At 67.6% G+C, this 22,098-nt stretch carries 16 protein-coding genes; 10 read left to right on the plus strand and 6 right to left on the minus strand.

The window, feature by feature from the left end:
- Positions 1–52 precede the first annotated feature (52 nt).
- The 3 genes from KBZ08_RS07585 to KBZ08_RS07595 all read right to left on the minus strand — a co-directional run bounded on the left by KBZ08_RS07585 (position 53) and on the right by KBZ08_RS07595 (position 2,616).
- The gene (locus tag KBZ08_RS07585) at positions 53–793 is read right to left on the minus strand and encodes a cistern family PEP-CTERM protein (protein WP_254972272.1); all 741 of its coding nucleotides are present in this window, start codon (positions 791–793) and stop codon (positions 53–55) included.
- 93 nt (positions 794–886) lie between these two features.
- The gene (locus KBZ08_RS07590; RefSeq protein WP_254972273.1) at positions 887–1,822 is read right to left on the minus strand and encodes a hypothetical protein; all 936 of its coding nucleotides are present in this window, start codon (positions 1,820–1,822) and stop codon (positions 887–889) included.
- Entirely contained in the window at positions 1,819–2,616 is a 798-nt protein-coding gene (locus tag KBZ08_RS07595) for a hypothetical protein (RefSeq protein WP_254972274.1), read from the minus strand. Before KBZ08_RS07595 ends, KBZ08_RS07590 begins: the two co-directional genes overlap by 4 nt.
- A gap of 631 nt (positions 2,617–3,247) precedes the next feature.
- Between KBZ08_RS07595 and KBZ08_RS07600 the strand changes: the two genes are divergently transcribed.
- From KBZ08_RS07600 to KBZ08_RS07635, 8 genes are all read left to right on the plus strand, one after another.
- Positions 3,248–3,454 carry a hypothetical protein gene (locus KBZ08_RS07600; protein WP_254972275.1) on the plus strand — a complete coding sequence of 69 codons (207 nt, stop codon included), beginning with the start codon at positions 3,248–3,250 and terminating at the stop codon, positions 3,452–3,454.
- Positions 3,417–3,917 carry a hypothetical protein gene (locus tag KBZ08_RS07605; RefSeq protein ID WP_254972276.1) on the plus strand — a complete coding sequence of 167 codons (501 nt, stop codon included), beginning with the start codon at positions 3,417–3,419 and terminating at the stop codon, positions 3,915–3,917. Before KBZ08_RS07600 ends, KBZ08_RS07605 begins: the two co-directional genes overlap by 38 nt.
- Before the next feature lie 62 nt (positions 3,918–3,979).
- Positions 3,980–5,803, plus strand: coding sequence for an arginine--tRNA ligase (argS, locus tag KBZ08_RS07610; protein WP_254972277.1), 1,824 nt, complete (start codon positions 3,980–3,982; stop codon positions 5,801–5,803).
- Positions 5,804–5,856: 53 nt separating this feature from the next.
- A complete protein-coding gene (locus KBZ08_RS07615; protein WP_254972278.1) occupies positions 5,857–8,016 on the plus strand; it encodes an NAD(P)-binding protein in 2,160 nt (719 codons plus the stop codon).
- A gap of 92 nt (positions 8,017–8,108) precedes the next feature.
- Positions 8,109–8,567 carry a hypothetical protein gene (locus KBZ08_RS07620; RefSeq protein ID WP_106219370.1) on the plus strand — a complete coding sequence of 153 codons (459 nt, stop codon included), beginning with the start codon at positions 8,109–8,111 and terminating at the stop codon, positions 8,565–8,567.
- Between the two features lie 33 nt (positions 8,568–8,600).
- Positions 8,601–9,623 carry a polyprenyl synthetase family protein gene (locus tag KBZ08_RS07625; protein ID WP_254972279.1) on the plus strand — a complete coding sequence of 341 codons (1,023 nt, stop codon included), beginning with the start codon at positions 8,601–8,603 and terminating at the stop codon, positions 9,621–9,623.
- A complete protein-coding gene (locus KBZ08_RS07630; protein WP_254972280.1) occupies positions 9,623–10,705 on the plus strand; it encodes a trans-acting enoyl reductase family protein in 1,083 nt (360 codons plus the stop codon). The genes KBZ08_RS07625 and KBZ08_RS07630 overlap by 1 nt, the downstream gene beginning before the upstream one ends.
- 35 nt (positions 10,706–10,740) lie before the next feature.
- Positions 10,741–12,006 carry a hypothetical protein gene (locus tag KBZ08_RS07635; RefSeq protein WP_254972281.1) on the plus strand — a complete coding sequence of 422 codons (1,266 nt, stop codon included), beginning with the start codon at positions 10,741–10,743 and terminating at the stop codon, positions 12,004–12,006.
- 53 nt (positions 12,007–12,059) lie between these two features.
- Here KBZ08_RS07635 and KBZ08_RS07640 read toward each other — a convergent pair whose 3' ends face one another.
- Positions 12,060–15,119 carry an adenylate/guanylate cyclase domain-containing protein gene (locus KBZ08_RS07640; RefSeq protein ID WP_254972282.1) on the minus strand — a complete coding sequence of 1,020 codons (3,060 nt, stop codon included), beginning with the start codon at positions 15,117–15,119 and terminating at the stop codon, positions 12,060–12,062.
- Positions 15,120–15,260: 141 nt separating this feature from the next.
- A complete protein-coding gene (locus tag KBZ08_RS07645; RefSeq protein WP_254972283.1) occupies positions 15,261–15,929 on the minus strand; it encodes a Crp/Fnr family transcriptional regulator in 669 nt (222 codons plus the stop codon).
- A 279-nt stretch (positions 15,930–16,208) separates the two neighbouring features.
- On the opposite strand from KBZ08_RS07645, the gene KBZ08_RS07650 reads away from it, so the two are divergent.
- Positions 16,209–19,739, plus strand: coding sequence for a hypothetical protein (locus KBZ08_RS07650; RefSeq protein ID WP_254972284.1), 3,531 nt, complete (start codon positions 16,209–16,211; stop codon positions 19,737–19,739).
- Positions 19,740–19,953: 214 nt separating this feature from the next.
- Positions 19,954–21,372 (plus strand): hypothetical protein, encoded by a 1,419-nt coding sequence (locus tag KBZ08_RS07655; RefSeq protein ID WP_254972285.1) that lies wholly within the window; start codon positions 19,954–19,956, stop codon positions 21,370–21,372.
- A gap of 124 nt (positions 21,373–21,496) precedes the next feature.
- On the opposite strand, the gene speG is transcribed toward KBZ08_RS07655, so the two are convergent.
- Positions 21,497–22,027: a spermidine N1-acetyltransferase gene (speG, locus tag KBZ08_RS07660; protein ID WP_106219362.1), complete on the minus strand. Its 531-nt coding sequence runs from the start codon at positions 22,025–22,027 to the stop codon at positions 21,497–21,499.
- Positions 22,028–22,098: the final 71 nt, after the last annotated feature.

The following is a 22,098-nucleotide window of genomic DNA, read 5'->3' on the forward strand; positions in this document are numbered from 1 at the left end:
TTCAGAGAGATGGAAGTGCTGGAGCGTTGCGAGGGAGTGGAGAAACCTCGCTTCAGACCTTGACGGAGCTGGACTTGATGCGATAGCGAAGCCTGCGGCTGAAGCCGAAGGCTGCAGCCGCCCCAAGGACAGGGAGTGGGCCGGGAACAGAGTCGCCGGGGGCCGGAGGCGGCGGAGGCAGGCAACCGTTGGCCTCCGTGCAGAGGACGCCGGTGAGCTTGTCGCTGCCTCCTCGGCCACCGGCAATCGCCTTGAATCGTGCGGCGAAGGGATTGAAAGTGGCGTTCTCGAACAGGCTCACGAAGGCATCACGGAAGGCCGTGGAGCCCACCAAGGTGGTGGAGGAAAGGGAAAAGGTGCCAGCGGGAGTGGCGGAAGCCCCATTGGCAAGCCCATCGTTTGGACTGCCGCTCGCAAGGCAGTCAGGGTTGGCAGCTGTCACGCAGATGGCAAAGCTGCCCAGAGGCGGGAGGGTGCCATCGGTGACAACGGCATCAAAGGTCGAGCTGGGAGTATAGCTGAGAAAGGTGACGTCCGAGGGCAACTGCAGGCCAATCCCCACGAACCGGGAGGCGGTGATCGGTGCCGTGGAGGTGTTCTTGAGGTCCATGGCCATGCTGACCGCGTTCCCTACGCCCGTGAATGTGAAGGTGGCCTCACCGGTCACACCGGTTCCCGTCGGTCCGTTGCTGCTGAACGAGCCGAGGGATGGGTCGAAAAAGACCTTGAAGGTGTCGGCGGCGAAGGCCGGGGAGAGGCTGAGCGCCGTGGCCACTCCTGTGGCGGCCAGCACTACCAGATTCGAAAGGGCTGCAGGCATGGATCTAGCGCCGATTCACTTAGGTGAGAGGTTGGCACCAATCTCTCACTTTTGTCAAATCCCTGTTTAATCCCTTTTGGGGCTTGCCGTCATGGGGTCTTTGGCCACGGGTGTGAGGTGTGGAAGCTCCTCCCTCGGGGCCAGGGATTCGAAGAATTCCGCCTCACGTTGTGCCGCGGACGGCGGGAAGACGGCGATCCCGCCAGGCTCCCCTAGGTTCCTCCGGTGTCGCCACAGCTCTAGGGGGTTCAGCTGGGCCAGCAGTTCCGGCCACTCCATCAGGAAGGGCACCAGCTGGCCCTTGCGCTGCGCGCAGGCGGCGAAGCCGGCCGCGAAGGCGATCGACGAGACCATCACCCGCAGGCTTTCGCGCGTGATGCGATCGGCCGTGGCACGGTCGATGGGCGAGAACCTCGCCTTGACCTGCCCCTCCGCCTGATCGAGCTGGCTGAGCAGCTGCCGCTTCAGGACCGGCAGGGGGATGGCCGGAAAGCGAGAGGGGTCCAGCTGGATGCGCAGATCCGGCCGCTGCAGTGCCAGCAGACGCCGTTGCAGGTCCTCCGGGCTGGTGGCCTGCGCGATGGCGAGCCGGACCCGCTCCGCCCGCTCGCTGGTGCTGGCCTGCTGCTGGTCGGCGATGGCATTGGCGAGCCGATAGGACCGCCAGACGGCCTGGCCCTGCAGGGGAATGATCAGCAGGAATGCCAGGGAGACGGGTACGGCCAGCCGTGCCAGGGCCTCCCGCCGCCGTTGCAGACGCAGGTTGGCCGGGCTGAGATAGGCGGCCAGATGCAGCAGAGCCAGCCCCAGCAGCGGAATCGGGGCCGCTTCCACCGTGATCCGGGTGCTGCTGAGCTGCCAGAGGGGATCCAGCAGCCGGGGCGGAAGGATGGCGGCCAGCACCGCAGCCCCATAGACCGCGAACAGTGTCAGGGCCACCAGCGCCAGCCGGTCGGCGACGATCGCCGTCTCCAGGCCCCTGTTCTGAGGGGTCTCGCTCATGGGGTTGGGTTGTGGGCCCCGATCCGGCGACGCAGCTTGCGGCTGTATCCGAAGGCCGCCGCGGCGCCCAGGAAGGGCACCGAGCCGGGCACTTCATCGCCAGGGGCTTGCCCACCACCACCGATGGTCCCGGCGAGGAGCTTGTCGCTGCGACCACCGGGTTCGATCGCCTTGAACCTGGCCGCAATCGGGCCGATGTAGGCCGGGTCACCCGTGGGCGGAATCAATGGCTGGTAGTAGTTGAAGAAGGCCTGGCGAAAGGCGAGGGCGCCGCTGACATCAGCGGCCGACAGCCGGAAGGTGCCCGCGGAGTAGCCCAGCGTCGCATTGTTGAGGCCGTCGCCGGGGTTACCACCGCCGGTGCAGCCCTTGTCGTTTCCGGCGGTGATGCACAGGGAGTATGGGTCCAGGGGGGGCCTGGGCGCGGTCGAATCAAACGGAGAGAAATCCGCGTCGGCCACGGCGATGTCGAACAGGGAGCCGCTCGATGGTGTGTAGCCGAGATCGGCATTGGCGCCAGCGCCGAGATCGACCGTGCTGATGTTGCTGGGCAGCTGGAACGCCAGGGCCACGAATTCCGAGGCCGTCGGTTGCGAGCCCAGGGGCGGAGGGGTGGTGCCCGTGAGATTCGACAGCATGATCGTCATGTCCACGAAGCTGCCGGCGTCGACAAAACTGAAGGTCGCCGCCGCCCTGACGCCCGTCGCTTCGGTGGATTGGTCCGGCCCGAACGTGACCGTGAAGAACGGGTCGATGGCCCAGGCCGGCGTAGCGGCGGACAGCAGGCCGACCATCCCGGCGGCCGCCAGGGCGCCTTTGGCACGGGCCACGGCCTGGGCGGGGGTGCGTCGGGGGGAGGGATTCATTCAGCCAGGACTCAACTGATCGCAAGTTATCGGGTTCTGTTATCTCCAAACTCTCAGGCTGTAACCGTCCCTTGAACGGATCTTGATTGCTGCACTGCTTGCCAAGCCCTCGGATCGCCAACGGTGTATGGCCTGAGCCCCCCTGTGATCATTGGATTCTCTCTGGTCAAGGAGTGTCCCCTTCGGCGCAACCAACCGCGGGATGGTGTGGATCAGAGCAGACGCCGGCAGATGTTGAATCCTCTGATCTGCTGCAACCGCGATGCGGATGGTCGGCGGCGTCTGTTACAGCCTCCTCCGCTGGCCCCGTCGGCCCCGTCGGCCCCTCCGCGCTGCCGGGAAGGTCGATCGGGTCCACCCCTGCCGTTCGACCGGTTCCGCTCCATGCTGCGCATCGCCCACGCCCTGAACAGCCCATTGCTGGGGCCCTGGAGAGCGCGTTCCCCGAGGCGGTTGCCCCTGCCCGGGAGGCCGGTACGGCGCTGGATCCCCAGCTCGGGCCCGCCAGCAAGCGGTGTTCGGAGACTTCCAGGCCACAGGCGCCCTCGCCCTGGTCGGGATGGCTTCCGATGTCGACCTCGCCGTGGAAGGCTTGCCGAAACTCGATCTCCTTGAGGCCATGGCGGAAGCGGAATCCAGCGCCGGCGGGATCCCCGTGGACCTTGTACGCATGAAAAGCCTGCAGCCCCACGGCAGCAGCGGATCCGCGAACGCGGCCGGCGCCTGCCGTGACATCCGACGGTTCTTCCAGGCCGAAGCTGGATGATCTGCTGATGGACCTCCGCGTGGAGCGTTCGAAGCTGGAGACGCTGGTGGAGGGTCTTCGGGTCGCCTGCCGCTCTTTGGATCAGGACTCTCTGCCGCCCCTCAGGGTGGACGCGGTCGCTCTACGCCTGCAGAGCTCCTACACCGGCATCGAGTGCTGTTTCGTGCTCATCGTTCGCGCCATCAACGGCGCACCCCCTGACGGCGCCGATTGGCATCGCCGGCTGCTGGACCGCATGACGGTCGCCAGCCCCGCTCGGCCCGCCTTACTCCGAGCCGACACGGCGCAGGGCCTTGTTGAACGGCTTCGCTTTCGCCCTGTCGTTCGCCACCTCTACGCCTACGAACTGGAGGCCGAGCAGGTGGAGCGGCTTCTGGGGAAGGTGCTCGGCCTCTGGCCCGAGGTGAGCAGCGATCTGGATCAGTTCACAGCCTGGTTGCTGGAGCTCTTCGAAGCGCTGTGACTCTCCCGCCCCGCCGGGGAGGATGATCGTGCCCCCGCCTGCCGTCCGACCGGCTTCGCTCCATGCTGCGCATTGCCCAACACCTGAACATCTCACTGATGGGTGCCCTGGAGCGTGCGTTCCCCGAGGCGGCCGCCGCCGCCCGTGAGGCCGGCAAGCCGCTGGATCCCCAGTTCGGGCTCGCCAGCAAGCCGGAGTTCGGCGATTTCCAGGCCAACGGCGCCCTGGCCCTGGCCCGGCCCCTGCGCAAGGCACCCCAGTTGGTCGCCGGGGAGATCGTGAATGAGCTGCTCAGGGATCCAGCGGCGTCGGCCCTCTGCCTGCCGCCGCAGATCGCCGGCCCGGGCTTCATCAACCTCACCCTGCGGCCGGAGGTGCTGGCCGCCGAGGTGGGCCGCCGCCTGGCCGATCCCCGCCTCGGGGTGGAGCCCGTGGCCCCCGGCGGCGCCCCGGTGGTGGTGGATTTCTCCAGCCCCAACATCGCCAAGGAGATGCACGTGGGGCACCTGCGCTCCACAATCATCGGCGACGCCCTGGCCCGGGTGCTGGAGTTCCGCGGCCATCCGGTGCTGCGGCTCAACCATGTCGGTGACTGGGGCACCCAGTTCGGCATGCTCATCACCCACCTCAAGCAGGTGGCCCCCGAGGCCCTCGACACCGCCGACGCGGTCGACCTGGGGGATCTGGTGGGCTTCTACCGCCAGGCCAAGGCCCGCTTCGACAGCGACGAAGCCTTCCAGACCACGTCCCGCGAGGAGGTGGTGAAGCTGCAGAGCGGCGATCCGATCAGCCGCCGCTGCTGGCAACTGCTGTGCGACCAGTCGCGTCGGGAGTTCCAGCGCCTCTACGACCGCCTCGACATCCGCCTCGACGAGCGTGGCGAATCCTTTTACAACCCCTACCTGGAGGCGGTGGTGGCCGACCTGGCCGCCGCCGGCCTGCTGGTGAGCGACGAGGGCGCCCAGTGCGTGTTCCTTGAGGCCGACGACGGCACGGCGAGCCAGGCGCCGCCGGTGATCGTGCGCAAGAGCGACGGCGGCTTCAACTACGCCACCACCGACCTGGCGGCCATCCGCTACCGCTTCGCGGCGCCCCCCGACGGCGACGGCGCCCGCCGGGTGATCTATGTCACCGACGCCGGCCAGGCCAGCCATTTCGCCGGGGTGTTCCAGGTGGCCCGCCGCGCCGGCTGGATCCCCGAGGGCGGGCGGCTGGAGCATGTGCCCTTCGGGCTGGTGCAGGGGGAGGACGGCAAGAAGCTGAAGACCCGTGCCGGCGACACGGTGCGGCTGAAGGAGCTGCTGGATGAGGCGGTGGAGCGCTGCGACGCCGACCTGCGTCGCCGGCTGGAGGAGGAAGGACGCCAGGAGGAGGAGGCCTTCATCAGTGAAGTCGCCACCACCGTGGGCCTGGCGGCGGTCAAGTACGCCGATCTGTCTACCAACCGGATCACCAACTACCAGTTCAGCTTCGATCGCATGCTGGCCCTCAGCGGCAACACCGCCCCCTATCTCCTCTATGCGGTGGTGCGGATCGCCGGGATCGCCCGCAAGGGCGGCGGCGACGGCGAGGACGCGGCCGGGACCGGCGGCCCGGAGTCCCCGGCCTCCCTGACGTTCAGCGAGCCCCAGGAGTGGGCGCTGGTGCGCCAGCTGCTGCAGTTCGATGCCGTCATCCAGGAGGTGGAGGAGGAGCTGCTGCCCAATCGGCTGTGCAGTTACCTGTTCGAGCTTTGCCAGCTGTTCAACCGCTTCTACGACCAGGTGCCGGTGCTCAGGGCCGAGGAGCCGGCCCGCACGTCCCGACTGGCGCTCTGCCGCCTCAGCGCCGACACCCTCAAGCAGGGCCTGGGCCTGCTGGGCATTCCCACCCTGGAGCGGATGTGAGGCCGGCGGAAAGGTCCGGTAGCGTTTGACGGCACGGCGGCTGATTGGTCCGGATGGTCGTGGAAGAGCCCGTCAGAGTCGTGATCATCGGCGGTGGCTGTGGCGCCATGGCGGCGGCCTATGAACTCTCCAGACCCGAGCACAACGGCCGCTACGCCATCACCGTCTACCAGCAGGGCTGGAGGCTCGGGGGGAAGGGGGCCTCGGGCCGTGGTCCATCCGGTCGGGTGGAGGAGCACGGATTGCATGTGTGGCTGGGTTTCTATGAAAACTCCTTCCGCATGATGCGGGAGTGTTATGCCGAGCTGGAGGCGTCGCCGGAAGGCTCCCCCTTTGGCCCCTGGCAGGACGCCTTTCTGCCGGAAAGGGATGTGGGGCTGTTCTCGCGATCGGGGTCGCCGGACTGGCGGAAGTGGAGCGCCCGGTTCCCACCCCGACCGGGACTGCCCGGGGATCCCCTGCCACCCGGTGCCACCTCTTCCATGGCGGGGTATCTGCAGCAGGCCATCGCCATGCTGCGGACCCTGATCCTGGACGTGGACGTGAGCACGCCGACGGAGGCCCCTGATGGGCGCCGGCCCGCCGACCTTCTCGAGGCCATAGCCGGCTGGCTCTCTGGGGGCACCTTCACCGGAGCGGCCCTGATCGTGGAGGGCCTCGCTCTGCTGAGCAGCGCCCTGCGGATCCTGCCGCTGCCGATGGAAGCCCCCCTGGTCCGCTTCGTCGAGGAACTGAATATCGCCACCCGATCCTGGCTGGAGGAGCGCTGGCTCGCGGACCACCCGAAGCGCCACATCTGGGAGATCGTGGATCTCGTGCTGGCCATTGTTGTGGGCAGCGTGCGATTCAACCTGCTCCGGGATCCCCGGGGACTGGAGGCGATCGACCACTACGAGTGCCGGGAATGGCTGCGCCTGAACGGGGCCTCGGAGCGGGCCGTGCGCTCTCCCTTCGTCGTCGGTCTCTATGACCTCGCCCTGGCCTATGAGGACGGCGATGCCAGCAAGCCTGCGCTGGCTGCCGGCCAGGCGATCCGGGGCTCCCTGCGCATGTTCTTCGGCTATCGCGGCTCCCTGTTCTGGCGCCTGCGGGCGGGCATGGGCGATGTGGTGTTTGCGCCGCTGTATGAACTGCTGCGCCGCCGGGGGGTGCGCTTCCAGTTCTTCCATAAGCTCACCAACGTGCAGATCCCGTCGGGGCCACCCATCCAGCCGGGTGATCGCAGCCATGTGGAAGCTCTCGAGTTTGATGTTCAGGCCGAGATTCACGGCAATCGCGACTATGACCCCCTGATCAACGTGGGCGATCGCCCCTGCTGGCCGTCGCAGCCCGATTTCGAGCAGCTGGTCGACGGTGATCGTCTCCGACGCGAACAGCGGGATTTCGAGTCCCACTGGGATCGCACGTTCACCTCCAGGCGACGCCTCGAAGTGAAGCGGGATTTCGATGCCGTGGTCCTGGGGGTGAGCGTCGGCGCCATCCCCCATGTCTGCCCCCAGATCCTGGCCAGGGATCAGCGCTGGGCCACCATGGTGGAGAAGGTGAAAACCACGGCGACCCAGGCCTTCCAGCTCTGGCTGCAGGAGGATCTCTCCCAGCTGGGATGGCAGGGCCCTCCCTACATCGTCTCGGCGTTCGACAAGCCCTTTGACACCTGGTGTGACATGGCCCATGTCATTCCTGAAGAGGCGTGGGTGCGGCCCCCCGCCACCGCCCTCTACTTCTGCGGCGTGCTCAGGGATCCTCCTGTGCCGCCGGCGGATACCGACGCCCCCTATCCGCACCGCAGGGCGGAGGAGGTCAGGGAGAACGCCCTGGCTTTCCTGCGAAACAGCGGCTCGGCCCTCTGGCCCGGCGCCTATGACGCCGCCGGAGCGTTCCGCTGGGAGCTGCTGGCCGATCCCACCGCACCGGAGGCTGCCGGAGGCCCTCCCGGCGAACAGAACCGCGGCGAGCAGCGATTCCTGAGTCAGTACTGGCGGGCGAACGTCAATCCGACCGATCGCTATGTGCTGGCGCTGCCGGGCAGCCTGAAGCACCGGATCTCTCCGCTGGATCCCACCTACGACAATCTCACCATCGCGGGAGACTGGACCGACTGTGGGTTCAACGAGGGATGCACCGAAGCCGCCGTGATCTCCGGGCGGCTGGCGGCCCATGCCCTTTCTGCTTCACCTTCGCTGGCAGAGATTCATGGCTATGATCATCCTTGAAGATTTCAGCAACAAATCCCCGCCACAGCACGGCCCGTCAGACCATCAGCCATCCGAGACCAGAACCCGATCACTCCCTGCTTGATGGCCCCATGTCGGATATCCCCAAGCCAGAGAATCAGCCGGGAATGGAAGATGGAGCGACGTCGGACGGACGTTGGCAGCGCCCGCCACTGGAGCGTGATCAACCGCTCCGGAGCGGCTGGGCCGACGGCGGGGCGCCCTTCGGGGGCCGGCCCATCACCGAGACCGTGGAAGACACCATCCGGACGGCGTATCGGGTCCTGGGGGAGAATGTCCGTCAGGGCCATGACGCCGCCGAACGCTACAGCCGGGAGACGGCCCGCGGCGCCGGCGACGCCTCCCGCGACCTTGGCACGTTGGCCAGTCGCATGATCCAGCTGGGGCGGGACATGGCCACGACCTACTTCGATGCCATGGATATCCTCCTGCAGGAGGTCGATCAGCGGCGCGCAGACCATGATCGCTCGCCGGAGCGGCGCGATCCCCCTGCGGACACGGGAAGCGACGATGCCGGCGAACCGCGTTAGCAGAGGCGGTCGCCCAGGGGCTGCCTGGGGCCCATGACCAGAACGATCCAGCCGCTGCTGGACGCCTATGGGCGGCTGATTCGTGAGTATGTGGAGCGTTACCTCACGAGCCAGCCCCGGGCTCCCTATCTCCACGAACTGCTGGCCGATTATCCGAGCCGGGGCGGAAAGATGATGCGGCCGTGCATCTGCATGGCCAATGCCCGCGCCTTCGGGGGAAGGCTGGAGGACGCCATCCCCTTCGCCGGTGCCGTGGAGATTCTCCACAATGCCTTGCTGATTCACGACGATATCCAGGATGAAAGTGTGGAGCGTCGTGGCCTTCCCACCCTGCATGCCCTGCATGGTGTTCCGCTGGCGATCAACGCCGGTGATGCCATGCTGTTGATGGCCTTTGGTCCCCTGCTCGACCATGTCGGCCGTCGCGGCGGCACGTTTGCCAGAAGGATTCTGGACGTGACGCGACGGATGGCCAGGGAAACGGCGGAAGGCCAGGCGCTGGATATCGGCTGGAGAATGGACCGTCGCCATGACATCAGCACAGCGGACTATCTCACCATGGTGCTGAAGAAGACGGCATGGATGGCCACCATCTGGCCAGCCCAGGTGGGGATGCTGCTCGGCACCCATGGCCTGGTGGACCCGGAGGCCGTGGTCCGCTTCGGCTTCTTTCTCGGTGCCACCTTCCAGATCCAGGATGACCTGTTGAACTTCTCCTCGGAAGCGGCCTATGGCAAGGAGCCGCGAGGCGATCTGTTGGAGGCTAAGCACACCCTGCTGTTGATTCATGTCCGTGACCAATGCAATCAACGCGAACGCGAGGACCTCGATCACTTCATGAACCTGCGCCGCGTGGAGCGCACCGCTGATGCCGTGGCCTGGCTGGCTGACCTCATGGTCAGCAAAGGCTCGCCCGACTATGCGCGCATGGTGGCGGAGTCCCTGGCGGGCGCCGCGCGCCATGAATTCACCAGAGCCTATGGGCACCTTCCCGACTCTCCGGACAAGGACTTCATCGAGGATCTGGTCCCCTGGGTGTTCAACCGGACGACCTGATGCCTGAGACCCCTGGCGACCCTGTCGCCGCGCCTGTCGGTCGTGTCCTGCTCTATGGGGCCACCGGCTTCAGCGGCCGCCTGCTGACCCGGGCGCTTCGGGAGCAGGGTGTTGATGTCGTGCTGGCCGGCCGCCACCACGGCAGGGTCACGGAGATGGCCCGCCGGTGGCATCTGGACGGTCGTGTGGTGTCCCTCGACGACCGTTCGCAGCTGGAGGCTGCCCTCGACGGGATCCAGGTGGTTCTGCATGCGGCGGGCCCCTTTCAGCACACGGCCCTGCCGATGATGTCCGCCTGCCTTCGCCGCGGGACCCACTATCTCGATCTGTCCGGGGAATGGCCCGTCTTTCAGCAGGCAATGGATCACGGTGAGCTGGCCGCCGCCAACGGCGTGATGCTGATGCCGGGGATCGGCTTTTCGATCGTGGCGTCGGACTGTCTGCTGGCGCTGGCCCGCGCCAGGTTCCCGGATGCGGTGGCGCTGCGGCTGGCCCTGTCCGCCCCTGAGGTGATGTCCCGGGGCACCTTCCGCAGCCTGATGGGACTCACCAGTTCCACCGTGCTGGTGCGCAGGCAGGGGATCGCCACGGCCGTGCCCGCGGGGTCGCTGTCGCGCTGCTTCGATTTCGGCGCCGGGTTGCGGACGGCGGTGGCCGTCACCTGGCCGGACGTCGTCATCAGCCAGGTCACCCGCGGCATCCCCACCCTGGAGGTGTATGCCGAGGCGGACTGGCCGGTTCAGGTCGCCCTGCGGGCCGGCTCCAGCCTGGCCCCTCTCCCCCAGTCGCCCCTGGGCCAGCGGCTGCTGGATCTACTGAGCCAGGGCTGGCCTGAGGCCCCCTCCGCCACCCAACGCCAGCGCTCCGGCTTCACCCTGGTGGTGGAAGCGGAGGATCGCTGGCGACGCTGCCGCTCCCTCCGCCTCCAGACACCGGACGGCTATACCGTCACCGCTGCCACGGTGTCGGCGATCGTCAGGCGTGTCCTGAACGGCCAGGTCGCACCGGGTTTTCAGTCGCCCGCCCACCTCTACGGAGGCTCGCTGCTGGAGGAATCGGGTTGTGTTTTGCGGGTAGGCTGAGTTCACGCGTGTCGGGACCAGTCGCTCCTGCATCTGTGAATGATCTTCCCTATCTCGACAATCCACTGGATGGCCAGCAGGAGGCCCCCCCTTACTTCTTCAAGGGGATCCAGTCGCACTATTTCAAGCTCAGGGCCGAGGCCAAAGCCCTGGAGAGCTTCTGCTCACGTTATCTCAATCCAGCCTCCAACGCCTTCACCTACTGGCCGTTGTCGTCCCTGCCGCTGTTGGGCGCCGGTTTCGGACAGCCGTTCGTTGTTCTTGGGGTGCTCTTCTATCCAGACATGCGTTCCGGCAGCTTCCACCCTGAGCGCTCCACCCGGCAGCACGAGGTTTTCTTCTCGTTCCCCGTTCTTCGCTTCAATAATGGATTCCCGGACAGGATCTGCTGGGTCTACCCATTCATCTGCGTGGACAACATCCGTTCGGCGATCACGGGTCGGGAAGTGATCGGGCTGTCCAAGCTGGTGGGCCGATTCGATTGCCTGGACTCCCGCCCGTCGGGCGCGCCCCACCCCCCGTCCCGCAACTCCCTCTCCGGAGAACTGTTCGGCGACGATACGGACTCGATGGGGATCAGTGTGCCCACCTACATGCGCTACGGACAGGACATCCACGAGCAGATGCTGCCCATCATTCGCGTCCAGGCGGATCCCAAGTTCCCGGCGGACGCTCCGTTCGATGCTGAGGTGCCCCCCCTCCAGGAATCGCCGGTTCTGGATCGTGCTGCCGCCGAGGCAGGGGTCGGGCTCGGACCGGCATGGCCGGGCCCGGCAGGGTCCGGCTCCGGCACTTTCCTGAACCGGATCGCCGAGCTGGTTCAGGGATTCACCTTCCTGTCTCCGAAGCTGGCCATCAACAGCCTCAAGCAGACCAGAAGCAGTGTGGATCCGGCCTATTCCGACCATCAGGCCCTGCTGGAGACGGTCTGGCAGTCGGAGAATGTGCGCCAACTCAGATTCTGGGGGCTCGGCCACTTCCGGATCCAGATCTTCAATCACGCTGGCCTTCCCCTGGTCAACCAGCTCGGTCTGGGGCAGCACAAGCGCGATGGAGACTTCATCGAGCTGGTGGGGCTGGGCTCCAGTTATTCCCTCAGCGCCGACCTGCGCATGGTCAGTGCCTCCGTCCTGGCGGAAGCGAACGGTGATGGGCCGACGACGGGAAGCCCCCCGATCCGGGATCTCGCCACCATCCCCAGGGCCTGCCTGTCCCTGACCGCCGACCTGGCGGATGCCTCGATCCAGTGGGCCGGCCTGTCCGTGTCCCTGGCCCGACAGGCGCTGGGCCTGAGACCCTGAGGGGCCGCCATCGCTTCGGTGTGTCGGAACGTCTGCGCCCTGGGTGAGGCCGATTACGGCGCCGATCCGCCGATCCGTTCCCGTGCGTAGAGCTGTTTCTTGTCGTTGATCATCGTCTCGAAGCTGGTGGCTCCCTGGGTCCTGGCCATGGCCAGGGCCTGATCCAGGGCTTCCATCACGGATGGCTCGTCATGGCCCCTGGCCCTGGCGATCACATCCGCTTTGCGGGCATGGACGAGGGGTAGGAAGTAGGCCTCACCCGAGCGCCTGACGGCCTCCTCAGCCGCCTCAATGGTGGCGAAGGCTTCGGAGGTGGAGCCGGCCAGAGAGTGGAGCGTGGCAATCTCGGCCAGCCGAAAGCCCTCCAGCGTCCTGACGCCCAGGCGCTGCTGTTCCCGCATGCCTTCGGTGGCGATCGCCAGCGCCTCTCCCCCCGGCTCCGCCTGTCCGGCCTGGGCCAGGGCGACGCCTTTGTAGACCTTGGCGATGGCACGCCAGGTCAGGTAGCCGTAGGTATCGGAGATCTTCAGGATCGTTTCGCTGAGGGCGATGGCCTCGAGATAGCGACCCTGCAGCACAAGAATCAGCAGTTCGTGGCTCATCGTGTAGACCGTCTCGTAGTTCCGGCCCAGCCGTGCGGCATGGCGTCGTGCCTGTTCGAGGGTGGCGGCCACCTGGTCCGGATCGCCGGCGGCCTGTTCCACCATCGCAAGGGCCGTGAGGGAACCTGTCATCGGATCATGGGTGGACGGAAAGCTCAGATCCCAGCCCTGGTGGAGGTGATAGAGGTCAATGCTTTCACGCAGATGCTGGCGCGCCAGGGCCATGGATCCCTTGACGTAATGGACGTAACCGATGGAGAAATGGGCTTCAATTCCGTGGATGGGATTCCGGCCTTGATCCCATCGCTGGAGGCATTGGCCAGCCGAGTGCTCGGCATTTTCCAGATCGCAGGAGACGAGGCTGAAGTTGCAGATTCCCCGCAGGATCGCGAAGGACGACTGGCTGTCCTCGAGGCGCTCCGCCAGCCTCCGGGATTCCTCCAGAATCTGCCCGACTTCAGGTGCCGAGTAGCTGCGGGATCCGGCCAGGCTCATGGCCAGGCCCAGCAGCAGTGTCAGCTCCAGGGAGGCTGGCAGCGTCTCCTGGCGACAGCCTTCGTGACGCAGCAGATCGAGGGCCGTCTGGAAGTGCTGCACAGCTTCTTCATGGGAGGCCATTTCAGCGGATCGTGCCCCGGCCCTGATCCAGTGGGGGATCGCCTGTTCGAAGGATCCTGCGCGGGTGAAGTGATGGGCCAGCAGCTGGGGCTCCGCATCCACGAGCTCATGAAAATGACCCGAGAGGGTCTCGGCGATCTGTTCGTGAAGGATCTGCCGTTCCCGTTTCAGCATGGTTTCGTAGGCCGTGTCACGAATCAGCGCATGCTTGAATTCGTAGGCCTCACCGGCTGTCTGATCGGAGAACTGCAGCAGCCCGGACACCAGCAGATCATCCATCTGCTGGCGCAGCACCGCCTCCGGCTGGCTGGAAACGGCTTCCAGTAAGTCGTAGGTGAAGCTTCTGCCGATCACGGCGGCGATACTGGCCAGCCGACGGGCCGGACCGAGTCGATCGAGGCGGGCGGCCAGGGAGTCCTGCAGGGTCTCCGGGATCGGGTCGGCGTCATCGCCGCCGCCGGTGCCGTTGGCACGAACCTGCTCGAGCATGGCCTTCGTCGTTTCCTCCACGAACAGGGGAATCCCATCGCAGCGCTCGACGATGCGCCGCATCAGTTGGGGGGAGAGGGCTTCATCGGCGTTCAGACAGGTGCAGATCTGTTCGGAGGCCGTGCGGTCCAGCCGCCTGAGGTTGACGTGGGCACAGTTGTCGCCCGGGGGCCAGCGCGCATCGAATTCGGGCCGCGCCGTGGCCAGCACCATCCAGGGCTGCCGATGGGCGGCGGCGATCAGACGATCCAGCAGTTCCAGGGTTGTCGGATCGATCCAGTGCAGATCCTCGACGACGATCAGACTCGGCTGACCCTGACTCCAGGCCTGGACCATGGCCAGCAGCGTGTCCAGTCGGATCTGTCGTTTCTTCTCGGGGGTCAGTCCCTCCAGCGCCGACTGCTGGCCTCCGGGCAGGCCGATGAGATCGGCCAGAACCTCCAGGCTGCTGGCTTCGGTGGCGCCGTAGCGCTCCATCAGCCGGGCCAGCTTCTGGTGGCGGCTCCCATCGGCTTCGCCCTTTTCGAAGCCGGCGGCTTTGTTGATCTGTTCGGCGATGGGATGGAGGGTGCTTTCCCTGGTGTTCGGGCCGCAGTACCAGCTCATCTGACGGTGACCCTGCTCCAGCAGGGATCGCTTCAGTTCACCGACCAGATGGGACTTGCCGATTCCCGCTTCCCCCTGGAGCAGCACCACCTGGCCCCGCCCTGCGGCGGCGGCCTGCCATGCGTTCCACAGCCGTTCCATTTCCTGCCGGCGGCCGATCAGCGGCAGATCACTGGTTCTCCAGCGGGCCTGGGAACGGCAGGACACGTCGGTTTCCTCCACCACCGCATAGATCTGCACGGCCTGATGGAAGCCTTTCAGTTCCCTTGGACCAAGACTCTGGTGATGGAACAGCTCCCGGGTGATCCGATGGGTGCTCTCCGACACCAGGATCTGGTCGGGGCCCGCCTGCGATTGCAGCCTGGCGGCCAGATTCGGGGTTTTCCCCATCATCAGACCGGCTTTGTGCGGTGTCTCGATGTTCCGGATGCTGGTGGCTACCACGGATCCCGTGGCAATGCCGATGCGGCTGCGCAGGGGTTCACCGGTGGGCGACGGCAGGCCCCGTATCGCCTCCCGCAGTCGCAGGCCCGCCCTGACGGCATTGGGGGCCGCCTCCTCCGAGGCATCGGGATAGCCGAAATAGGCCAGGATGCCATCACCCAGATACTGGGCCATGTAGCCACTGTGTGAGGAGACAATGTCATCACAAATGGCGTAATAGGATTCCACCATCTCCATCAGCACCTCGGGGTCGAGTTGCTCAGCGAGAGATGTGGAGTTGACGAGGTCGCAGAACAGAACAGTGACCTGACGTCGTTCCGGAGGACGTTTGACAGGTTTCACCCGTGGACCCATGGCTGATGCATCGCCGTGCTCGGGGCTGCGGCCAACGTCGAGAGGTGTGGATTCCTCTACTCCATTCTAACGGCCGGCTGTTTTTTCCTGCGACGTTCTGTCATCTCCGGCCACCCGGAAGGCCGTGCCGGAGCGGGGCCATCAGGGCTCCAGCAGTCCCCGCCGACGCAGGGGCTCCAGATTCGCCAGCCGCAGCCCTTCGGCCGTCTCGACGATGGTTCCCCGGGAGCGGAGCTGGGTGAGAATCCGGGAGGTGGTGCCGCGGGCCAGCCCGGCGATGGCGGCGATCTCCGTCTGCTTCAGGTCGGGAATCGGGGCGAGCGGATCGTTGCCATAGCCGCTGCAGTAGGCCAGCTCCAGCAGGGTGGCCAGGACGCGGGTGGGGGCATCCTCGCCCCGCAGGCTGAAGCGTCGTCCCAGGCCGAGCAGGCGCCTGGCCTGCAGCCGGGCCATCTCGATGGCGAATCCCGTCGAGCGATCCAACTCGTCCTGGACCGTTTTCCAGCGCAGTTTCACCACTTCAAGCGGGGTGAGTGCCACCACATCGGCAGACCGCCGGCTGTTGCCGAGCAGCATCGCCAGCTCTCCGAACATTTCCCCGGCACCCATCAACGCGATCACCACCTCTTCCCCCTGCAACGTGAGGCGTCGAACCTTCACCACCCCTGAGCGGATCAGGAACAACCCATCGTTCCAGTCACCCTCGAAGACCAGCTGATGCTGCGCCGGCACCTGCAGGGTCCGGTGCTCGCCGAGAAGGCTCTCCAGCTGCTCGATCGCCAGTCCCTCGAACAGGGGGAAGGACCTCAATTCACCGGCCTCGAAGCCTCCCATCTCCCTCCGACGGACGCGCCACCTTCCCATGGTTTGCCTGGCTTGTCATCCAGGTGACAGCGGAGTGGCAGCCATCTCCCAGTCGGAGGCGACGGGGATCAACACACGCCGGCGGCGATGCCCGGACAGTGACGGCAGTGCGTTGGCCTGCCTGTCATGACGTCCCTCGTCCCCAGTCACCGGCATCGGTGGCCCGCGCCCGCTGGGACGGACGGGTGGATCGGGCACTGCTGGCCAGAGCTGCTGGCCCTGGTGGTGGCCGGGCTGCCTGGCCCGGCGACGCCATGGCCGCTCGTGCTGTCGTCCCTGATCCGGCTCAGCTGGTGCTCGGCGGAGCTGCTGCACGGGACCGGCCATGCCCTGATGCGCGCCCTGGTCGACGGCGACGGCGACGCCCTGGCCGTGGTCAACCTTCTGGAGCATCGCTCCCCCGGCGAGGTCCTGGGGAGCCTGGCGCCCCTGGCCCCGATCGGTCCGGGGGACGGCCGGGGGCGATCGCGACCCTGGGTGGCGGCCGGGGACCCGACACCCTGGCGGGTGCGACTGAAGGCCGGCGGCGGACTGCTGTCCAACCTGCTGGCCCTCGCCCTGGCCTGGGGCGGCCTGGAGGTGTTCAGCGCAGGGAGCCCCGCCCCCGTGCGCGCCCTGCTGGTCTGCGTGGCGGCGGCCAACGGCGCCCTGCTGCTGGCCTCACGCACTGACTGGGCGGCGATCGGGAGCGGCCGGGCCGCCCGCTTCCACTGCGGCCATTTCGGCTTCATCAGTGGTGCCGATCCATCGGTGCGGGGCGAGCTGCTGCCGCCGCCTGCCATCGATCGCTTCCGGACCATGGGCCTGGAGATGGAGACCCGGGGGGCCCCCGCAGGCGCTGGCCTGGTGGTGGTGCGTGATCGGAGGGGCCGGATCGACGTCGTCGGACACGGCAGGATCAACGGCAAGCGCGGCCACCTCACCCGCTCGCTGGAGCGCAGCTTCCGCCGTGCCGGAAGCCGGGCCCTCCGGACGGGCCGCCGACCCCTGCCCTCCGGGTTGATCGCGGCCTGGCAGTACGGCCCCGGCTGCAGCGGCCCCCCCGGCAACCTCGAGTCCCACTGGCAGCGCTGGTCCCCGCCCCAGCGGCGCCGTCTCTGGTCCAGGTCGCAGGGACGCTGGGTGAGTGACTGGCAGGCGGTTCAGCACCGCATCGCCCTCGAAGGCGAGTTCCAGGGGTACAGCCTGTTCGGCGCCGAAACGACCGTCCACGGCCTGGGGACCTGGCTGCGGGCTGCCCTGCGCGGCTGCCCTGCGGCGGCCGGAGCGGCGCCGACGGTCGCCGGACTGATGGATCTGCTGATCTGCCAGGGGGACTGGTTCGCCGCCGTGCGGCTGGCGTCCCTGCGGCTTCTGGCGGAGCCCGCCGCCGCCCCGGCCAGCGCCGCCTTCGCGCCCTGGGCCACCGGCTTCGAAGCCGCCTTCCAGGACCTGATCGCCTCCCGCCCAGACGCGTGCCTCGACCAACCCGCCGTGATGGAGGAACTGACCCTGCGGATCCTGCACCGACTCGAGGCCGATCCCCTGCTGCGGCGTTACAGCTCCTCGCGGACCCGGCGATGGATCCGGGCGGCCATCGGCGCGTTCCTGCATCACGATCCCTTCGCCGCGGCCCGCCAGTTCCTGGCCTGTGCCCGGGGCCGTTTCGGGCTGGTCGTGATCTCCGCCACCTGGCCCGACCGGCTGGTTCTCTGCAGCCTGGGGCAGTCGATCGCCATCGGCGTCGACGGACCCGGCGCCGTGGCTCTCTACGCCACCGAGCCGGCTGCGGTGGATGCGGTGCTGGGGGGGCGACCCGGCTGCCATCGCATCGACCTGGATCCGGTCGCCGGCGAGATCGCCGTTCTCTCCCCCACGGCCCTCACCATCCACTCGCTCTCGCAGGAGCGTGAACTGACCGCCGAGGAGATCCGTCGCCGCCGCCAGGCCTCCCGCGCCTGCCCCGGATCCGCCGAGCCCCCATCCCGGGCTGGACGCGGGGGCCTGGATCCGGTGGGTGCGGACCTGGCGGCGATCCCCGGTCTGCTGTCCAGGATCCAGGACGACTGGATCCATCCCCTCTCGGCCAACCGCGCCAGCGCCCAGGCCCTGGCCCGGCTGCTGATCGCCACGGCGATGCGGCTGGCCGAAAGGCAGGCGTTGCTCACGCGCGAAGGACTGGATCCGGCCCTGGCCCGATCCAGCCATGTGGATCTGCTGGTCACAGGCCTCGAGAACAACCTCTGGCTGGGTGCGCACTTCGCGCGGGATCTGGAGGGGCTCATGCCCCTGCTCCACGTGAAGGCGCTCTCCGCCAGCGCCGTTCTCCAGCATCTGCACGGCGACGGATCGTCCCTGAATCTGTCCCGCCAGTCGATCGTGCTGGTGCTCAGCGATTCCGGCCAGAGCACCCCCTGCCGCCAGGTGCTGGACGCCTGCGACCGGCTGGTGCGCGAGGCCCTGATCGAGGACGTCTTCCTGGTCATCGGCGACCCGGACAGCCTGCCGGCGTCTCCGCTGCCGGCCCCCGACGGCCCCGACCAGGCCCGCCGCCATCGGCTGTTCACCACGGCGGCCGGCCGCCGCACCTCCGAGGCCGCCACCGCCACGGTGGCGGCCATGCACCAGACCCTCACCGAGCTGCTGTTCAGCCTCTGCCGCCAGGTCCAGCAGGCCTTCCCCGACCAGCGCCCCCTGGGGCTGCGGCTGCGACCGGAGGCGCTGCTGGCTCTGGAGACGATGGAGGACCAGCTTCTGGTCAACGATCTCCGCGAGATCATCGGTGCCGACGAGGGGGGGCAGCCCCACCCCAGCGCCGTCTCCCGCCGGCTGGTGCAGGAAGGCAGGCGGTGGGCCTGGCATGTCCTGGAGACCCCGGCCGCCTGGCTGATCCACGCGCTGTACGTCCTCGGCAGCCTGGGATGGGGGATGCCCCTGTTCCGGGGCCTCACCCTCGCCCTGCTGCCGCTGGCCGGCCTGGCCGAGGGGGAGGGGATGGGTTCCCTGCTGCTGGCCCTGAGCCTGCCCGCCGATGTGGCCCTCTACGTCCTGGGTCCCTGGTGCTGGACCCTGGGCCTGAGGTTCCTTCAGGGGCGCCAGCCCCTGGCCCGCATCGGTCGGCGGAGCCTGGTGATCGGCGAGGCCGAGGGGCTGCACCAGCTGCTCAGCAACTTCGTCAGCAAGCTCTTCGCCCTCAGCTATGGCCTCACGGCCCTCGATGTGCATGGTGCGGATCCCGCCGATTCCCTCCCCCACGGCTATGCCCATCGGCTGGTGCGCGGCACCCTGCTGTTCCTGGGGGTTCCCGACGGCCGCTGCAGCCAGCGACAGCGGGCCCACGCCGATGCGGTGCTCGGGGCGGCCCGACAGGCCGAAGGCCTCCGTCACCTGGGTGCCGGTCCCGAGATCGTCGCCCTGAGTTCCGATCCCTGCATCAGCGCCGAGCACTTTCAGGCCGCCCTGGTCATCCCCAGCCCGATCCATGGGGGCTGCGGCAATGGCATCCGTCTCCCCAGCGACGATGGGATCGAGGCGATCCGGGAATCCCGCTTCGGATCCCTCAGGCGGCTGCTGGCCGCCTATGTGTTCTTCCATGCCATGGCCCACCGGGTGGCCACGGTCCCGGGGCTGGGTTACGAGTGGTGGAGCTCCCAGAGCCGTCCGAAGCTGGCGCTGGCCGCCCCACCCCTGGCCCTCGCGATCAGGTTCCTCCGCGCCGAACCGGCGGCGAGCGAGCCACCGGTTCGGGGCCGGCTGGTGCATCAGCTGCGCCGCTGATGGCGCGGGATCCGATCGGCGCTCCGGTGCCTGGCCGCCCTGGATCGGGAGCTCGCTCCCTCCTGTCACCGCGATGACACCCAGCCATCACCAACAGGACGGAATCGGGTGATCCCAGGTCCAGGTCGTTCCGGGCTGTCTCCACACAATCAGGGGGCCCTTCACGGACAGGACCATGGCGGCAGGCGGCTCCAGAACGCGCTTCTGGATTGACATGAGCCTGGAGTGTGCGCGCCGGGACCACACCGATTCCCTGTCCTCCGGTGACCAGCGGGGCCCCTTCCTCACGGCTCGGGCCCTCGGCATGGCCCTGGCGGCCCTGCATGACGTCCGGTCCGTCGTCGCCGGCTCGGCCATGCAGCTGCTCAGCCATCCCATCCCCGCCGGCCTGCTCCCCTTCCCCAGCCCGGAGGAGAGGGATCTGGCCGCCGCGGCCGCCTGTCACCAGGTGCTCCGGCTTCGCTACCCCAACCAGGCCTCCCTGCTGGAGCGGGCCTGGCGCCAGTGGCTCGATGACTTCGCCCTTGGTCCGGCCGGGACGCCGGTGGAGATGGCCGGCAGGGCCTACGGCAAGGCCGTTCACCAGGTCGGCATCGACGACCTCAGCAAGGCGCGCACCGCGGGCACGCCCGATGGCACGCCCTGCCACCACCGGCCGGTACCGCCCCAGCCGACCCAGGGTTTTGCGGGGGCCGACTGGGGACAAGCCACGCCACTGGCCGCGACCCGGGTGACGGATTTTCCGCCGCCCCCCGGTCGCCTCGAGGCCGAGACCGCCGCCTCCCGGGGGGAGTTCCACCGCGCCCCCGGCGATCCGGCCTTTCGCACCCTTGCCGAAGAGGTGATCGGCATCGCCTGGGCGTACGACGGCCCCCGGGAGCTCGGCACCCCACCCCGCCTCTATCTGCAGGTGGTGCTGACGGTGCTCGACGCCATCGAGAAGCGCCATCCCGGCCAGCTCCAGGGGCTGGATGGACTGGCTGTCATCGCTGGCGCCGCCGTGGCCATGGCCGATGCGGGCATCGATGCCTGGCACTACAAGTACGCCCCGACCCACAGGATGGGCCGTCCGGCGGTGGGGGTTCGGGAGGCCGTTGTGGGGAAGGGGCTCGCCGAAGCCAGCCGGTTGCCCCTGGGCCGTCCGGAGGGCACCGGCAGCGGGGCGGGGCTGACGCCCGATCTTCCCTCCTATCCCTCCGGCCACGCCACCCTCGGTGCGGCGGCCTTCCAGCTGCTGCGCCTGTTCCTGGTGGCCCGGGGGTTGGGCAGCTTCGATCCAGCCGGCAGCGGCCTGGATGATGTGCGCTTCGAATTCGTCTCCGATGAGTCCGATGGTCGCAACAGGGATCCCTGCACCCCGTGGCTGCGGGACCGTCTCACCCTGAGTTACGGCAGCCTGTGGGAGGCGATCGTGGATAACGCGGTGAGCCGGGTCTATCTGGGGGTGCACCGGCAATGCGATGGCATCACCACCCGCCTTCCCGGCAGCGAAGATGACGTCTTCGGTGTTCCGGCCACTCCCCGGGAACTGGGCCGCATCGGTGGCGTGTGGCTTGGCGCCAGGATCGCCAATCAGATCGCCCGGAAGCTGGACATCCCGAACGCCACGATTGCCGCCTCCGGGATCGTCTGACCTCCGCTGGGCTTCTCTGGGTTCCTCTGAGCTCCTCTTTCTGAGCGCCTCTGCGTTCCTCCGGGGGCTGGAGGGCACCGTTCAGCCCTTGCCCGGTCGAGATCCACGGCCGATGGGCTGGTCCTCAGTCCTTGGGCATCCTGGCCAGATAATCCTCCTGAAGCATGTACATGCGTTTGACGTCGCGATACTGGCCTTCGATGAAGAACTCACCAACCAGGTGGCCCTCTTCGACGAAGCCGCACTGCTGATAGAGGTGCAGGGCCTTGGCGTTGTCAACGGCCACGGACAGGTAGATCTTGTGGAGATTCAGGATGGTGAAGGAGTAGTCGAGGGCCTTGTGGATGCAGAAGCGCGCGTAGCCCTTGCCCTGGTGCTCCGGGGCAATGATGATCTGGAATTCTGCCCGGCGGTGGATGTAGTCGATCTCGATCAGCTCCACCAGGCCGATCAGTTCCTTGGCCCTGTTTTCCACCACGAAACGGCGCTCGGCATTGTCGTGAATGTGGCGGTTGTAGAGATCCTCCAGTTCATCGAACGACTCGTAGGGTTCCTCGAACCAGTAGGCCATCACGCTGCGGTTGTTCACCTGGTCGTGGATGAACCGCAGGTCGCCCCGCTCCAGGGCCCGCAGGGCCAGCTCCGATCGCGCCACCGGATTCCAGATCGACGTGCACAGACGGTAGGGCTGCGCTGCAGGATGGCAGTCGCAGCGATCTGAGCTCC

Origin of the sequence: Cyanobium sp. Candia 9D4, from assembly GCF_024346155.1 — a bacterium.
GTDB lineage: Bacteria > Cyanobacteriota > Cyanobacteriia > PCC-6307 > Cyanobiaceae > Cyanobium > Cyanobium minutissimum.

Bases quoted from the DNA above. Each gene is read 5' to 3' on its own strand.
- KBZ08_RS07620 (WP_106219370.1), top strand. From the start codon at position 8,109: ATGTCGGATATCCCCAAGCCAGAGAATCAGCCGGGAATGGAAGATGGA.
- KBZ08_RS07655 (WP_254972285.1), top strand. From the start codon at position 19,954: ATGAGCCTGGAGTGTGCGCGCCGGGACCACACCGATTCCCTGTCCTCC.
- KBZ08_RS07630 (WP_254972280.1), top strand. From the start codon at position 9,623: ATGCCTGAGACCCCTGGCGACCCTGTCGCCGCGCCTGTCGGTCGTGTC.
- KBZ08_RS07595 (WP_254972274.1), bottom strand. From the start codon at position 2,616: ATGGTCGGCCTGCTGTCCGCCGCTACGCCGGCCTGGGCCATCGACCCG.
- argS (WP_254972277.1), top strand. From the start codon at position 3,980: ATGCTGCGCATTGCCCAACACCTGAACATCTCACTGATGGGTGCCCTG.
- KBZ08_RS07600 (WP_254972275.1), top strand. From the start codon at position 3,248: ATGGCTTCCGATGTCGACCTCGCCGTGGAAGGCTTGCCGAAACTCGAT.
- KBZ08_RS07640 (WP_254972282.1), bottom strand. From the start codon at position 15,119: ATGGGTCCACGGGTGAAACCTGTCAAACGTCCTCCGGAACGACGTCAG.
- KBZ08_RS07590 (WP_254972273.1), bottom strand. From the start codon at position 1,822: ATGAGCGAGACCCCTCAGAACAGGGGCCTGGAGACGGCGATCGTCGCC.
- KBZ08_RS07615 (WP_254972278.1), top strand. From the start codon at position 5,857: ATGGTCGTGGAAGAGCCCGTCAGAGTCGTGATCATCGGCGGTGGCTGT.
- KBZ08_RS07625 (WP_254972279.1), top strand. From the start codon at position 8,601: ATGACCAGAACGATCCAGCCGCTGCTGGACGCCTATGGGCGGCTGATT.